At 64.6% G+C, this 12,669-nt stretch carries 13 protein-coding genes; 4 read left to right on the forward strand and 9 right to left on the reverse strand.

The annotated features are described in order from the left end of the window. Positions 1-258: 258 nt before the first annotated feature. Positions 259-1,029 carry a DUF2189 domain-containing protein gene (locus GGD67_RS05500; RefSeq protein ID WP_179731497.1) on the reverse strand — a complete coding sequence of 257 codons (771 nt, stop codon included), beginning with the start codon at positions 1,027-1,029 and terminating at the stop codon, positions 259-261. Between the two features lie 240 nt (positions 1,030-1,269). On the opposite strand from GGD67_RS05500, the gene GGD67_RS05505 reads away from it, so the two are divergent. Then, positions 1,270-3,501, forward strand: a complete 2,232-nt coding sequence (locus GGD67_RS05505) for an ATP-binding protein (RefSeq protein WP_179731499.1) — start codon at positions 1,270-1,272, stop codon at positions 3,499-3,501. 1 nt (position 3,502) lies between these two features. Here the strand turns inward: GGD67_RS05505 and GGD67_RS05510 are convergent, their stop codons facing one another. The 7 genes from GGD67_RS05510 to GGD67_RS05540 all read right to left on the reverse strand — a co-directional run bounded on the left by GGD67_RS05510 (position 3,503) and on the right by GGD67_RS05540 (position 9,154). Then, a complete protein-coding gene (locus GGD67_RS05510) occupies positions 3,503-3,946 on the reverse strand; it encodes a hypothetical protein (protein ID WP_104465320.1) in 444 nt (147 codons plus the stop codon). Between the two features lie 2 nt (positions 3,947-3,948). Then, the gene (locus tag GGD67_RS05515; protein ID WP_179731501.1) at positions 3,949-4,335 is read right to left on the reverse strand and encodes a nuclear transport factor 2 family protein; all 387 of its coding nucleotides are present in this window, start codon (positions 4,333-4,335) and stop codon (positions 3,949-3,951) included. An 83-nt stretch (positions 4,336-4,418) separates the two neighbouring features. Beyond that, on the reverse strand, positions 4,419-4,886 hold the full coding sequence (locus GGD67_RS05520) for a MarR family winged helix-turn-helix transcriptional regulator (RefSeq protein WP_018318246.1): 468 nt from the start codon (positions 4,884-4,886) through the stop codon (positions 4,419-4,421). Between the two features lie 26 nt (positions 4,887-4,912). Beyond that, a complete protein-coding gene (locus GGD67_RS05525) occupies positions 4,913-6,523 on the reverse strand; it encodes an acyl-CoA synthetase (protein WP_179731503.1) in 1,611 nt (536 codons plus the stop codon). A 49-nt stretch (positions 6,524-6,572) separates the two neighbouring features. Beyond that, a complete protein-coding gene (locus tag GGD67_RS05530; RefSeq protein WP_179731505.1) occupies positions 6,573-7,712 on the reverse strand; it encodes an epoxide hydrolase family protein in 1,140 nt (379 codons plus the stop codon). Positions 7,713-7,936: 224 nt separating this feature from the next. Further along, positions 7,937-8,392 carry a GatB/YqeY domain-containing protein gene (locus GGD67_RS05535; RefSeq protein ID WP_018318249.1) on the reverse strand — a complete coding sequence of 152 codons (456 nt, stop codon included), beginning with the start codon at positions 8,390-8,392 and terminating at the stop codon, positions 7,937-7,939. Between the two features lie 51 nt (positions 8,393-8,443). Further along, a complete protein-coding gene (locus GGD67_RS05540; RefSeq protein WP_179731507.1) occupies positions 8,444-9,154 on the reverse strand; it encodes an alpha/beta fold hydrolase in 711 nt (236 codons plus the stop codon). Positions 9,155-9,300: 146 nt separating this feature from the next. On the opposite strand from GGD67_RS05540, the gene carA reads away from it, so the two are divergent. Together carA and GGD67_RS05550 are read left to right on the forward strand one after the other, a co-directional pair. Then, entirely contained in the window at positions 9,301-10,491 is a 1,191-nt protein-coding gene (gene carA / locus GGD67_RS05545; protein WP_018318250.1) for a glutamine-hydrolyzing carbamoyl-phosphate synthase small subunit, read from the forward strand. Positions 10,492-10,654: 163 nt separating this feature from the next. Then, positions 10,655-11,176: a hypothetical protein gene (locus tag GGD67_RS05550; protein ID WP_179731508.1), complete on the forward strand. Its 522-nt coding sequence runs from the start codon at positions 10,655-10,657 to the stop codon at positions 11,174-11,176. 124 nt (positions 11,177-11,300) lie between these two features. On the opposite strand, the gene GGD67_RS05555 is transcribed toward GGD67_RS05550, so the two are convergent. Continuing rightward, on the reverse strand, positions 11,301-11,825 hold the full coding sequence (locus GGD67_RS05555; protein WP_104465952.1) for a Dps family protein: 525 nt from the start codon (positions 11,823-11,825) through the stop codon (positions 11,301-11,303). Positions 11,826-11,939: 114 nt separating this feature from the next. Here GGD67_RS05555 and GGD67_RS05560 point away from each other — a divergent pair, with 114 nt between their 5' ends. Then, entirely contained in the window at positions 11,940-12,641 is a 702-nt protein-coding gene (locus GGD67_RS05560) for a class I SAM-dependent methyltransferase (protein WP_179731510.1), read from the forward strand. The last annotated feature ends 28 nt before the right edge of the window (positions 12,642-12,669 follow it).

Consider the following 12,669-nt stretch of genomic DNA (forward strand, 5'->3'; position numbering starts at 1 on the left):
GAGGGCGAACACTAGAGACCTCGCTGGCAATTGCCGTGACCGCGCCCCTCTCTCCTCATGTCCTCAGCCTCCAAGACCGATAACGCAACAGGCCCCTTGTGGGAGAGGGTGGCTCGCCGCGAAAGCGGCGAGACGGGTGAGGGGTCTGTCTCCGCGTCTGGGTCTCCCGCAATAGAATTCGCTGAGGCAACCCCTCATCCGGCGCTTCGCGCCACCTTCTCCCACAAGGGGAGAAGGAAAAGCAGCGGAGGCGACTAGCTACACCGGCACCACCAGCCGCCGATAAAGATGCCAGGTCGCATGCCCGAGCACGGGTAACGTCACGATCAGCCCGAGAAAGTAAGGCAGCGCCGAGACGATCAGCAGCATCACGATCACGGCGGCCCATGTGATCATCGGCAGCGGGCTCGTCACCACCGCGCGCACGCTTGTCACCATCGCCGTGACGAAATCGACCTCGCGGTCGAGCAGCAGCGGAAACGACACCACGGTCAGCGAGAACAGGATCAGCGACAGCACCGCGCCGACCGCATTGCCGATGCCGAGGAACAGCAGGCCTTCATTCGTGGTCAGCACCACGGTCATGAATTCCTGAAGGCTCGAGAACGAAGCGTGCAGACCGAGCAGCAGCGCGATCAGGAGCCGCACCTGGTACATCCAGATCACGAACACGAACAGCGTGACGAACGCCATCCAGCCGATCTCGCTGCGCGCGCGCACAGCCGACCAGATCGCGCCGAACGAGACCGGCTCGCCGCGCTCGCGGCGGCGGCTGACCTCATAGAGCCCGATCGCCACGAACGGCCCGATCAACGCGAAGCCTGCCGCCAGGGGATAGACGAGATAGACCATTCCGAAGGCGGTGAGGCACAGCATGATGGCGATGCCGCCGGCGGCGTAGAGCGCGCCGAAGCAGAGACCGTAGAACGGCAGCGCCTGGAAATCGCGCAGACCCTCGACCAGCGCCTCGGCGACATCGGTCGCCGCGACGCGACGTACCACCGGATCGACCTTGCCGGAGATGGACATCAGCTCCCTCCACACATCGGCGCGATCTTTCGTCGCGCGCATGCTGCGATACTAGCGCCGCCGCGCGCAGGCGCAACTTGATGCCAGCCTGCGCGAAGAGCAGCGGCGAGATAACAATGCTCGCGATGCGAAATCCTTCACCATCGGTGCGATTTTCGCGCCAATGCTATGGACTGGGCAGACGATCGTCCGCAAATTGTACCTCCGAGCAGATGCGCCTGAGAGCGGACCGCCCCACCGATGAGCCTGCGTACCCGGTTACTGATCCTCGTCATTGCCGCCATGCTGGTGCCCGCGATCCTGGTCGGGCTGCGTTTTGTGCAGAACCGGGCCAGCGAGATCGACGCGGCGCTGGCCAATCTGGCCACATCCGCCGACGACATCGCGAGCGATCTGAACGAGAAGATCCAGGGCACCGCCCAGCTCCACTACGGTCTGGCCCGCGCCCGCGACCTCGACACGCGCGACAAGGCGGCGTGCTCGGCGTTTCTGTCGGAAGTGCGCGAAGAATATCCGCAGTTCACGGGCATCTTGACCATCGATCCCGACGGCAGCCTGTTCTGCGACTCGCTTCGGACCAACCGCACCCTCGACCTGAACGACCGCGGCTATTTCAAAGAGGTCAAGGGTCTTCAAGGCGTCGTTGCCGCGGAGCCGGTGTTCGGCCGCCTCACCGGGCTATCGGTGCTCCAGATCGCCTATCCCGTGCGATCGGAGGCGGGCGCGCTGAAATTCGTGCTGCTCGCGTCCTTCAACCTGAACAAATTCGCGGAATTTCACGACAAGCGGCTGCTGGCCGAGAAGGACATCCTGTTCGTCGACGCCAAGGGTACGGTCCTGGTCGCCCCCAAGGGCGGCGGCTGGAGCGTGCCCATTGGCGGGACCATTGCGGGCTCCGATCTGTTCCGCTTTGCGGCAGCGCCCGATGGCGAGCCATTTCGGGAAGTCACCGACCGCGGGGGCCGCACGCAGATCTGGGGCGTTGCCCGCTCGCCCTCGATGCGCAAGGCCGGCCTCACCATCATGGTCGGACGCTCCAAGGACGGACTGGTCGCGGCAGCGAACCGCCGGCTTTACGAGGACATGGCGATTCTCGCGGTGGCCTTACTGTTGCTCCTGGCCGGCTTATGGATCCTCACGACCGTGAGCATCGGCCGCCAGGTCGGGCGGCTCGCCACCATGGCGAAGAGGCTCGGGCGCGGAGATCTCAGCGCGCGCATTCCGGAGCCCCATCCGGGCGGCGAGCTCGGCGGATTGATGACCCTGCTCAACGGCACCGCCGAATCGCTGCAGCGGCAGCGCGCCGCGATCGCGGATCTCAACCAGAAGCTCAGCCAATCCCAGAAGATGGAAGCCATGGGCCAGCTCACCGGCGGCGTGGCGCATGACTTCAACAATCTCCTGACCGTCATTCTCGGCAATTCGGAGCATCTTGCCGACCAGCTGGCGGGAAACAAGGAATTGCACCGCATCGCCGGCGACATCGCGACCGCCGCCGAGCGCGGCTCTGACCTGACGCGGAGCCTGCTCGCCTTCGCACGCAAGCAGCCGCTGCGGCCGAGAGAGATCGACATCGCCGAGAAGGTGCTCGGCATGGAGCAGCTTCTGCGTCGGACGCTGGGCGAGCACATCGAGTGCCGCTTCGCGCTCGAACGGGATTTATGGCCGGCCAGCGTCGATCCCGGCCAGCTGACGACAGCGCTGCTCAATCTCGTGCTCAACGCGCGCGATGCGATGCCGGAGGGCGGCAAGCTGACGGTCGAGGTGCGCAACAATTCGCTCGGTGAATCCGACCTCGACGTCAACGGCGAGCCGCGGCCCGGCGACTACGTGATGGTGGCCGTGACCGATACCGGCAGCGGCATGAGCGCCGAGGTGGTCAGCCGCGCGTTCGAGCCGTTCTTCACGACCAAGGAGGTCGGCAAGGGGACCGGCCTCGGCCTGAGCATGGTCTACGGATTTGCACAACAGTCTGGCGGACTTGTGCAGATACAGTCCGAGCCGGGACGAGGCAGTGTCGTCAGGCTGTTCTTTCCCCGTCTCGAAACACCGCCGGGCGAGGACCTGCGCCCAGCGGAAGCGACCGTCACACAAGCGGGACACGAGACCATTCTCCTCGTCGAAGACGACGACATGGTGCGGGCCTATGTCGAGAACGAGCTCAGGACGCTCGGCTACCGGGTCATCGCCACGTCGAACGGACCGGCAGCGCTGGAGGTGATGCGCCAACCCGGAGACATCCAGCTGCTGTTCACCGACGTCGTCATGCCCGGCGGCATGTTCGGGCCGGAGCTTGCGAGGCAAGCAACCGAGCTGCGGCCTGATCTCAAGGTGCTCTTCACCTCCGGCTACAGCCAGACGCCCGTCAAGACTCCGGACGGGGACGGCGACGCCCGCATTCTGACCAAGCCGTTCCGGCGAAAGGATCTTGCGGCGATGCTGCGGGCCGCGCTCTCGGAGCCGTCGCGGTAGATCAGGACGCTATCGCGAGCTGGAGCGCCACTGCGAGATTGGCCGCGAACAGGCCCGCGTCGATGACGAAGATCCGGAGCATCGGACCCTTCAACACCGGCCAGTAGGCGACCCCGACACGTCCGCCACGCATCAGCACTGGGAGGTTATAGGCGAACTGGCTGAAATGGCAGGCCGAAAAGAACAGGAACAGCGTGAGCTGCGCCTCGACCGGCTGGAAGAAGAGCGGACGCGCAACCAGAAGGTAGAACGACAACAGCCCGATCGGCAGGTTCATCCCGCCCAGGAACGCAACGCTGGCCGCCAGGGTCGGCGCGATCGGATTGCTGCGTTCTTCCCGCGGCAGCAAGATCTTCAGCGTGTTGGCCTGCGCAATGCTGAACTGGATGAAGGCGCCGCCGAACCACAGCGTGTTGAGGAGCAGGACGATATCCGAAAGGCGCATGGTCATTTTCCGTAAAAGGCTTCGCTGCGCACGACGCGGCCAGCGTCGTCGAAATCCATGAACTCGCTGGCGCGCGTGTCGCCGAGCTGCCACCACACCGTCAGGCGCGCGATGGTGTCGTCCCAGCTCCAGCTCAGGATCTTCAGGTCCGCGCTTTCGATGTGGCCATAGGCTTTTCGCCAATAGCTGCGGATATTCTCGATGCCGGCGACGACAGGAGAACCGGTCAGCGTCAGTGCCAGAGGGCTGCGCATCTGCGCATTCTCGGCGAAATGCGCCACCACCGCGTCGATATCGACCTTGCACCAGCTCGCGCACCATGCCGCGACGAAGCGCTCGGCGGCCGCGCGATTCATTTTCTGCGCGCTCAATGGATTCTGTCCGCTCATGACGACACGGGCCCTCCCCGGCCTGTTGCCAGGACAGTGGCAAAGCCCGCTTCTCATGTCAACTACATTGACTTTAAGAACCGTCAATTGTTGTCGGCGATCGTCCCCATGACCGCCATCCATGCCGCCGCCCCGGATGCGCCGACGCGATCGAACGCCTCGCGCAAAACCTTGCGCTCGTGGTCCGAGGCCCGTTGCTCGATGCGCTGCCCGGCGGCCGTCAGACGCAGCAGCTTCGAGCGATGCTGCTCGGGCGAGCGCCTCGACGTCAGGAGCTTGCGTTCCAGCAGCAGGTTGAGCGGCCGGCTCAAGGCCTGCTTGGAAATGCCGAGGACCTCGAGCAGCGAGCCGATCGCGATATCGGGCCGCCGCGCCACCACGTAGAGGATACGATGATGCGGACGCGACAGGCCCTGCTTCGCAAGATATTCGTCCGCTTCCAGCGTCATCCCGCGCCAGCCGTAATACATGAGCTCGAGCGCCGCATCGAGATCGTGCAGCTTGTCGAGCGAAGCGCGGTGAAGTCCCGCGGCTTGAGACGTCTTGGCCATTGTCGGAAGTCAGCCCTGTTAAGAAGTCAGCCCTTGGCCCGCAGCTCGCGCCGCAGCACCTTGCCGGTCGCCGTCATCGGCAGCGTCTCGGCGAATTCGACGAAGCGCGGATATTCGTGCGCGGCAAGCTGCACCTTGACGAAGTCCTGGATCTCGCGCGCCAGCGCGTCAGTGCCGGTAAAGCCCGGACGCAGCACGATCCAGGCCTTGATCGATTCGGTGCGGATCGGATCGGGGATGCCGACCACCGCGGCCATTGCCACCGAGGGATGCTTCATCAGCGTGTGCTCGATCTCGGACGGGCCGACGCGATAGCCGGCGGTGGTGATGACGTCGTCCTCGCGGCTGACATACCAGAAATAGCCATCCTCGTCCTGCACGCCGAGATCGCCGGTGAGCAGGAATTCGCCGGCATATTTCTTCGCCGTCGCCTCCGGATTGCGCCAATATTCGAGCATGGTGACGGGGCACGGCTGGCGCACGCCGATGATGCCGCGCTGGCCGCGCGGCAATTCCTCGCCCTTGGCGTTGACGATGCGGACGTCGAAGCCCGGCGTCGCCTTGCCCATCGCGCCGGGGCGGATCGGAAACAGGTTGGAGTTGCTGCCGATCACGAGATTGCACTCGGTCTGGCCGAACACCTCATGGGCGTCGATGCCGAAGGTCTCGCGCACCCAACCCAGCAGCTCGCCGCCAAGGGACTCGCCGCCGGTGAAGATGCTGCGGAGCTTGACGCCCGCGTGCTTCACGCCCGCCTGCCGCATCAGCTTCAGCGCGGTTGGCGGCAGGAAGACGTTGCGGACGCCGAGATCGGCCATCATCTGCATCGCCGCCTGCGGCTCGAATTTGCGCGCGCGATGCCCGACCAGGGGGATGCCGTGATACCAGAATGCGAGCAGGCCGTTGACGAGTCCGCCGATCCAGGCCCAGTCCGCCGGCGTCCACATGAGATCGCCTGGACGCGGCAGGAAATTGTGACACATCTCGACGTTGGGGAGATGGCCGAGCACGACGCGGTGCGCATGCAGCGCGCCTTTGGGATTTCCCGTCGTGCCCGAGGTGTAGATGATCAGCGCGGGATCATCGGCGGCGGTGTCGACGGTCGCGAAGTCCTCGGACGCGGTTTCGATCGCCGGCCAGAATGGCTTTGCGCCGGCGTGGACGGCGCCGCTGGTGATGTAGATGTCCTGCAAATAGGGCAGCCGCTCGCGGATCTTCGTGAGCTTCTCCCAGGCCGCCTCATCAGTGACGATTGCCTTCGCCTGTGAATTCGACAGGCGGAATTCCAGCGCGTCCTCGCCGAACAGGGCGAACAGCGGGATCGAGACCAGGCCGGAGCGGAACGCCGCCATATGCGCGATCGGCAGCTCCAGCGACTGCGACAGGAACACCGCGACGCGGTCGCCGCGCGAAAGCCCATCGGCCTTCAGCACGTTAGCAAAGCGGCGCGACATGTCCGCGACCTCGTCGAAGGAGGTGCGCGTGGTGGCGCCGTTCTCGTCGACATAAACAAGCGCGAGCCGGCCGGTGCCGTCGGCATGCCGATCGCAGCATGCTTCCGCCATGTTGAAGCGCGCCGGGATGTCCCAGCGGAAATTCCGGACGAGCTCGTCGTAGGTCTTGGCTTCGGTGAGCATGGGCTTGGTCGTCTTCCCGGGTCTTGTCGTTGTTGCCCAGTCTAGAGAGTTACCGCATCGTCCGGAAGAATTTCCTGACATCGCGCACGAACAGCTCCGGCTGCTCGAAGGCGGCGAAATGGCCACCCTTCTCCATCTCGCTCCAATGCGTGATGTTGTGAAAGTTCGGTTCCATCCAGCTCCGCACCGGCGTGATGATCTCCTTGGGGAACGCGGCGACGCCGGTCGGCACCTTGACGACAGGCGTGGTGCGGCGCTTGCCAAAACTTTCCCAGTAGAGCCGCGCCGAGGAAGTCGCCGTCTCCGTCACCCAATAGAGCATGACGTTGTCGAGCAGCTCGTCCCGGGTGAAGATGTTCTCGGGATGGCCGTCGCAATCGGTCCAGGCCCAGAATTTTTCTAGGATCCAGGCCGCCTGCCCGCTCGGCGAATCCGTGAGGCCATAGCCGAGCGTCTGCGGGCGCGTCGATTGCTGCTTGGAATAGCCGGAGTCGAAATCGACGTAATGCTTGAGGCCGGCGAGTGCCCGCTTCTCCTCCGGAGTCGGCTCGCCCTCCATGCGCGGCGGCGAGTTGAAGGACAGCGTGATGTGAATGCCGGCGCAGTGCTCCGCATCCTGCGCACCGAGCGAGGCCGTCACCGCCGACCCCCAATCGCCGCCTTGCGCACCATAGCGCGCATAGCCCAGCCGCTCCATCAGCTGCGCCCAGGTCACGGCGATGCGGTCGACGCCCCATCCGGTCGCCTTCGGCTTGGCGGAGAAGCCGAAGCCGGGCAGCGAAGGACAGACGACGTGAAACGCGTCCGCGGGATTGCCGCCATGCGCGACGGGATCGGTGAGCGGCGCGATCACCTTCTGGAATTCGACGATCGAACCCGGCCAGCCATGGGTGATGATCAGCGGCAGCGCGCTTGGTTCTTTCGAACGCGCATGAATAAAGTGGATGTCGAGCCCGTCGATCTCGGTGGTGAACTGCGCGAAGCGGTTGAGCTTTGCCTCGCGGGCGCGCCAGTCATATTCGCTCGCCCAATAGGCGCAGACCTCCCGGATCCACTTCAGCGGTGCGCCCTGGCTCCAGTCGTCGACCAGCTCCGCCTCCGGCCAACGCGTGCGGGTGAGACGCGACTTGAGATCGGAGAGAATGTCGTCGCTGATGGCGATGCGGAACGGTTTGATGGCGCCGGTCATCGTGCCTCCCGATTTTTCTTGTCGAGAGAGTAGACCGGATCGCAGCCACGTCAAAGGTACCGATCCTCCCCGGAGGGGGAGGATCGGTTCGCATGAAGCGAAGCGGCATGCGAACCGAGGTGGGGTGACAGTCTTTCCGCGGAAGCGCTGCCCGAGTGGAGAGATCAGCCCACCCCGCTAGGCTTCGCGCGATCGACCCTCCCCCTCCAGGGGAGGGTAAGCAGCTAGCCCGACAGCGCGGCCTTCACGAGGCCGCTCGCCTTGCCGAAATCCATCTGCCCGGCATACTTCGCGCGCAGCACGGCGATCACCTTGCCCATGTCCTTCATGCCGGCGGCACCGGTCTCGCCGATCGCATCCGCGATCGCCTTCTTCACCTCGTCGTCGGCCATCTGCTTCGGCAGATAGGCCGAGATCACTGCGATCTCCTCGCGCTCCTGGGCCGCGAGCTCGGCGCGGCCGCCCTTGTCGTAGAGCTCGACCGCCTCCTGGCGCTGCTTGATCATCTTCTGCAGCACACCGAGCAAGTCGGCGTCCGACAGCGGCGGCTTGCCGTTGCCGCGCGCATCGATGTCGGCGTTCTTGATGGTCGAGTTGACCATGCGCAGCGTGGACAGCTTGCGCTCGTCCTTGGCCTTCATGGCCTCCTTGACCGCATTGTTGATGTCGTCGCGCAACATGATCGTGATCCCTTCGAATATCTGACGCCTGATCTAGGCCGTTCGCGGCCCCTAGACAACCTCGGTTCCGAGCCATTCGGTCAGGGCCCGCATTGTCGCTTCGGGCTGCTCGGCTTGCGGCAAGTGCCCGCAGCGATCGAGGACTTTGAGCCTTGCGCCGGCGATGCCCTCGGCCATCTCCCTGGAGAGCGCGTTCGGGATGGTGTTATCGGCATCGCCAGTCAACACAAGCGTCGGGCATTTGATGGCTGCGAGCGTCGGGCGTGAATCCACCCGTGCGATGATCGCGGACTGCTGCCGCAGATAGCCCTCGACACCGACATCCTCGTCCTGTGCATGCACCAGCTTGAGAATATCGGCATCATCGCGCCGCGACGGATGCACCAGCTCCGGAAAACTCTCCTCGCGGACCGCGCGGAGCTCGCCGTGCCGGGCGCGCTCCATCAGGCCGCGCCGGCGTGCGGTCGCCTCCGGCGTATCGGGCCGCGCCTGGGTATTGATCAGCGCGAGCTTTGACACCCGTTCGGGCGCCTGGCGCATGATCTCGAATGCGATGTAGCCGCCCATGGAATGACCGGCGAGCGCGAAGCGCGGCGGGGCCTCGCTCAGCACGCGGGCGGCGATCGCCGCAATGCTGTCGTCGCGGATATGGTTGGCAACCATGACCGGGCCGAAACGCCACAGCGCCGGGATGACCGGAGCATAGATCCGGGCCGAGGAGGCCAGCCCCGGAACCAACAGAATCGGGGTGGTCTGGTCCATTATTGCCTCGCAAGCCCAGGAATTTGCCGGAAATTGTGCGGCCAAGCTTAGGAGCCCGAGACAGGCTGTCAAATATGCAAAAACGCATGTGAATCGGTGCATCTGCGCTTTGACGGGGGCGTCCGGCAGGCTTATGAAACGCGCTCATGACACAACATGACAACGATCCCGCTTGGCCGGACCATAAACCGACCGCGCTCCTCGTGCTTGCCGACGGCACGGTGCTTGAAGGCTTCGGTCTCGGCGCCGAAGGCCACGCCGTCGGTGAAGTCTGCTTCAACACCGCGATGACCGGCTATGAGGAGATCCTCACCGACCCCTCCTATGCCGGGCAGCTCATCACCTTCACCTTCCCGCATATCGGCAATGTCGGTACCAACGAGGAAGACATCGAGACGGTGAACATGGCCGCCACACCTGGCGCCCGCGGCGTGATCCTGCGCACCGCGATCACCGATCCCTCGAACTATCGAGCCACCAAGCATCTCGACCAGTGGCTGAAGGCGCGCGGCATCATCGGCCTCTCCGGCATCGACACCCGCGCACTGACCGCGCTGATCCGCTCAAAGGGCATGCCCAACGCCGTGATCGCGCACGCCAGGAACGGCGAGTTCGACCTGCATGGCCTCAAGGAAGAGGCGCGCGAATGGCCGGGCCTCGAGGGCATGGACCTCGTGCCGATGGTCACAAGCGGCCAGCGCTTCACCTGGGACGAGACGCCGTGGCTGTGGGACAAGGGCTTTGGCCGCCAGGACAAGGTGGAGTTCAACGTCGTCGCCATCGACTACGGCATCAAGCGCAACATCCTGCGCCTGCTCGCCGGCGTCGGCTGCAAGGTGACGGTGGTGCCGGCGACGACTTCGTCCGAAGACATTCTGGCGATGAAGCCGGACGGCGTGTTCCTGTCCAACGGTCCGGGCGATCCGGCCGCGACCGGCAAATATGCCGTGCCTGTGATCCGGGACGTCATCAAGTCCGGCACGCCGACCTTCGGCATTTGCCTCGGCCACCAGATGCTCGGCCTCGCCGTCGGCGCCAAGACGAAGAAGATGCATCAGGGCCATCACGGCGCCAATCACCCCGTGAAGGACGAGACCACCGGCAAGGTCGAGATCACCTCGATGAACCACGGTTTTGCGGTGGACGAGACCACGCTGCCGAAGGGCGCGACGCAGACCCACATCTCGCTGTTCGACGGCTCCAATTGCGGCATCCAGCTCGACGGCAAGCCGGTGTTCTCGGTGCAGTACCACCCCGAGGCCTCACCAGGCCCGCGCGACTCGCACTATCTGTTCCAGCGTTTTGCGGATCTGATGCGGCAGAAGAAGAGCGCGTAAGACGCGCGCTCTCATGCCCCGCTGACTGGGCCTCGCGGCTCTGGGGTCCCGGCTCTGCGCCGCGGCGTTGCACGCTGCAGCGCGTCCGGGACAGGTGACCTGTTGAGGAACACCTCCACACGATAGAATGTTGTCCCGCTGTCTTTGCAGCCGGAGTCCCGCCATGTCCGTCGTCCGCGACAAGGCCGAGCCGCTCGCCATCGTGTTCGAGGATGACGGGCTCGTGCCGAACAACATCCTTCCGTTCCTGGTCTACCAGGCTGCGGTGAAGCTCGACCCGGAGCGGCCGGAAGAGACCATCGAGAACCTGTTCGAAGCGAATGGCTGGGGCGGGACGTGGCGGAATGGCATCTACGATTATCTGCATTACCACGCGACGGTGCATGAGGTGCTCGGCGTCGCGCGTGGCAGAGCCCGCGTCCGCTTCGGCGGCGACCATGGTCAGGAGCTCGAGATCAAGGCGGGTGATGTCGCGATCCTGCCGGCCGGCACCGGCCATCAACGCATCAGGGCGAGCGAGGATTTCTGCGTGATCGGCGCCTATCCGCCCGGGGCAGAGATGGAGATCACGCGCGCAACGCCGGAGAGCCACGCGAAAGCGTTGAAGACGATTCCGAACGTCGCGATGCCGCCGGCCGATCCCGTGACGGGCACGGATGGGGCGTTGATGCGGCTGTGGCGGTAGCCACAACGGCGGCGCCGTAGGTGGGCAAAGCGAAGCGTGCCCACCAATCTATTCAAGCCGTAAGGAAAGATGGTGGGCACGGCGCGCAAGAAGCGCGCCTTTGCCCACCCTACGGCACCGTGCCCTACGCCGCGTTGCTGCCTTCCTGCCGCGTGGCCTCGAACAGGAACCACGTCCGGCGCTCGGTCTCGTCGATGAACACTTCCAAAATGCTGGCGCTGGCGACATCGCCGGCGTCGTCGCAGACCTCGTGCGCTTTGCGCATCGCAGCCGCGACGTGCTTGTTGTCCTGCATCAGCTCGCGCAGCATCTCGCGCGGCGGGACGTAGTCCTCGTTGTTGTCCTTGATGGTCTGGAGCTTTGCGACCTGGCCGATCGACTTCAGCGTGGTGCCGCCGATCTTGCGGACGCGCTCGGCGAGCTGGTCGGTGGTGGCGAAGATCTGGTCGGACTGCTCGTCGAGCAGCAGATGATAGTCGCGGAAATGCCGGCCGCTGATGTGCCAGTGAAAATTCTTGGTCTTCAGATACAGCGCGAAGGCGTCGGCCAGAAGTACGTTGAGCGCCTCCGAAACCTTCTTGACCCCGTCGGGCGACAGGTCGGTGGGGGTATCGAGATCGGGCGAGACCTTGTTGTTGGTTTTGCTCACGGGAAGCCTTCCTGTTAGGACGCGGACATTGACGGCGCGCCGTCGCACCCCTAACGCAAGGCGGGCAGCGCTGGTTCCTTGACGGGAACCGTTTGGCCGGGACCATCGAATACCATGGACGATTGGATCGATTATTACGACTCGACGCATACGATCTATGTCAGCAAGCTGCATCGCGACTTGCACTTCCAGATCATCGCGCGGGACATCATCGGCTATATCCCCTCGCCGGACGCGACGGTGCTGGACTATGCCTGCGGCGAGGCGCTCTCGGCGACCGAAGTGGCCGCTAGCTGCGGCAAGCTGATCCTCGCCGAGCCCGCGCCGGGCGTGCGCGGCCGGCTGATCGCGCGGTTTGCCCCGAACACCAAGATCCGTGTCCGCTCGCTCGACGATGTCCGCAAGATGCAGGACCAGTCGATCGACCTCGTCGTGATGAACTCGGTCGCGCAATACATGGCGCCGGACGAGCTCGATGCCGCGCTCCTCACCATCCGCCGTATCCTGAAGCCCTCCGGCAAGCTGGTGCTGGGGGACATCCTCCAGCCCAACGTCGGAATGTTCAGGGACGTCATGGCGCTGCTCGGCTTCGGCCTGCGCCATGGTTTCCTGAAAGACGCACTGATCGGGCTAATCAGCACCGCGCTGTCCGACTACCGTCATCTGCGCACGCGTATCGGGCTCCAGCGCTACAGCGAGGAGGAAATTACCGCCAAGCTGAGAGCGGCCGGGTTCGCGGTCCAGCGCGCCCACGCCAATATCGGCCACAATCGCTGGCGCATGACCTTCATCGCGCGGCCGCCTCTGGTTCGTTAAGCATAACAATTAGCCGTTGTAGCTTGTC

Source organism: Bradyrhizobium sp. IAR9 (assembly GCF_013408065.1).
Classification (GTDB): Bacteria; Pseudomonadota; Alphaproteobacteria; order Rhizobiales; family Xanthobacteraceae; genus Bradyrhizobium.

Excerpts from the sequence above, each read along its gene's own strand:
- GGD67_RS05500 (WP_179731497.1), bottom strand. The coding sequence starts at position 1,029 with ATGTCCATCTCCGGCAAGGTCGATCCGGTGGTACGTCGCGTCGCGGCG.
- GGD67_RS05505 (WP_179731499.1), top strand. The coding sequence starts at position 1,270 with ATGAGCCTGCGTACCCGGTTACTGATCCTCGTCATTGCCGCCATGCTG.
- GGD67_RS05510 (WP_104465320.1), bottom strand. The coding sequence starts at position 3,946 with ATGCGCCTTTCGGATATCGTCCTGCTCCTCAACACGCTGTGGTTCGGC.
- GGD67_RS05515 (WP_179731501.1), bottom strand. The coding sequence starts at position 4,335 with ATGAGCGGACAGAATCCATTGAGCGCGCAGAAAATGAATCGCGCGGCC.
- GGD67_RS05520 (WP_018318246.1), bottom strand. The coding sequence starts at position 4,886 with ATGGCCAAGACGTCTCAAGCCGCGGGACTTCACCGCGCTTCGCTCGAC.
- GGD67_RS05525 (WP_179731503.1), bottom strand. The coding sequence starts at position 6,523 with ATGCTCACCGAAGCCAAGACCTACGACGAGCTCGTCCGGAATTTCCGC.
- GGD67_RS05530 (WP_179731505.1), bottom strand. The coding sequence starts at position 7,712 with ATGACCGGCGCCATCAAACCGTTCCGCATCGCCATCAGCGACGACATT.
- GGD67_RS05535 (WP_018318249.1), bottom strand. The coding sequence starts at position 8,392 with ATGTTGCGCGACGACATCAACAATGCGGTCAAGGAGGCCATGAAGGCC.
- GGD67_RS05540 (WP_179731507.1), bottom strand. The coding sequence starts at position 9,154 with ATGGACCAGACCACCCCGATTCTGTTGGTTCCGGGGCTGGCCTCCTCG.
- carA (WP_018318250.1), top strand. The coding sequence starts at position 9,301 with ATGACACAACATGACAACGATCCCGCTTGGCCGGACCATAAACCGACC.
- GGD67_RS05550 (WP_179731508.1), top strand. The coding sequence starts at position 10,655 with ATGTCCGTCGTCCGCGACAAGGCCGAGCCGCTCGCCATCGTGTTCGAG.
- GGD67_RS05560 (WP_179731510.1), top strand. The coding sequence starts at position 11,940 with ATGGACGATTGGATCGATTATTACGACTCGACGCATACGATCTATGTC.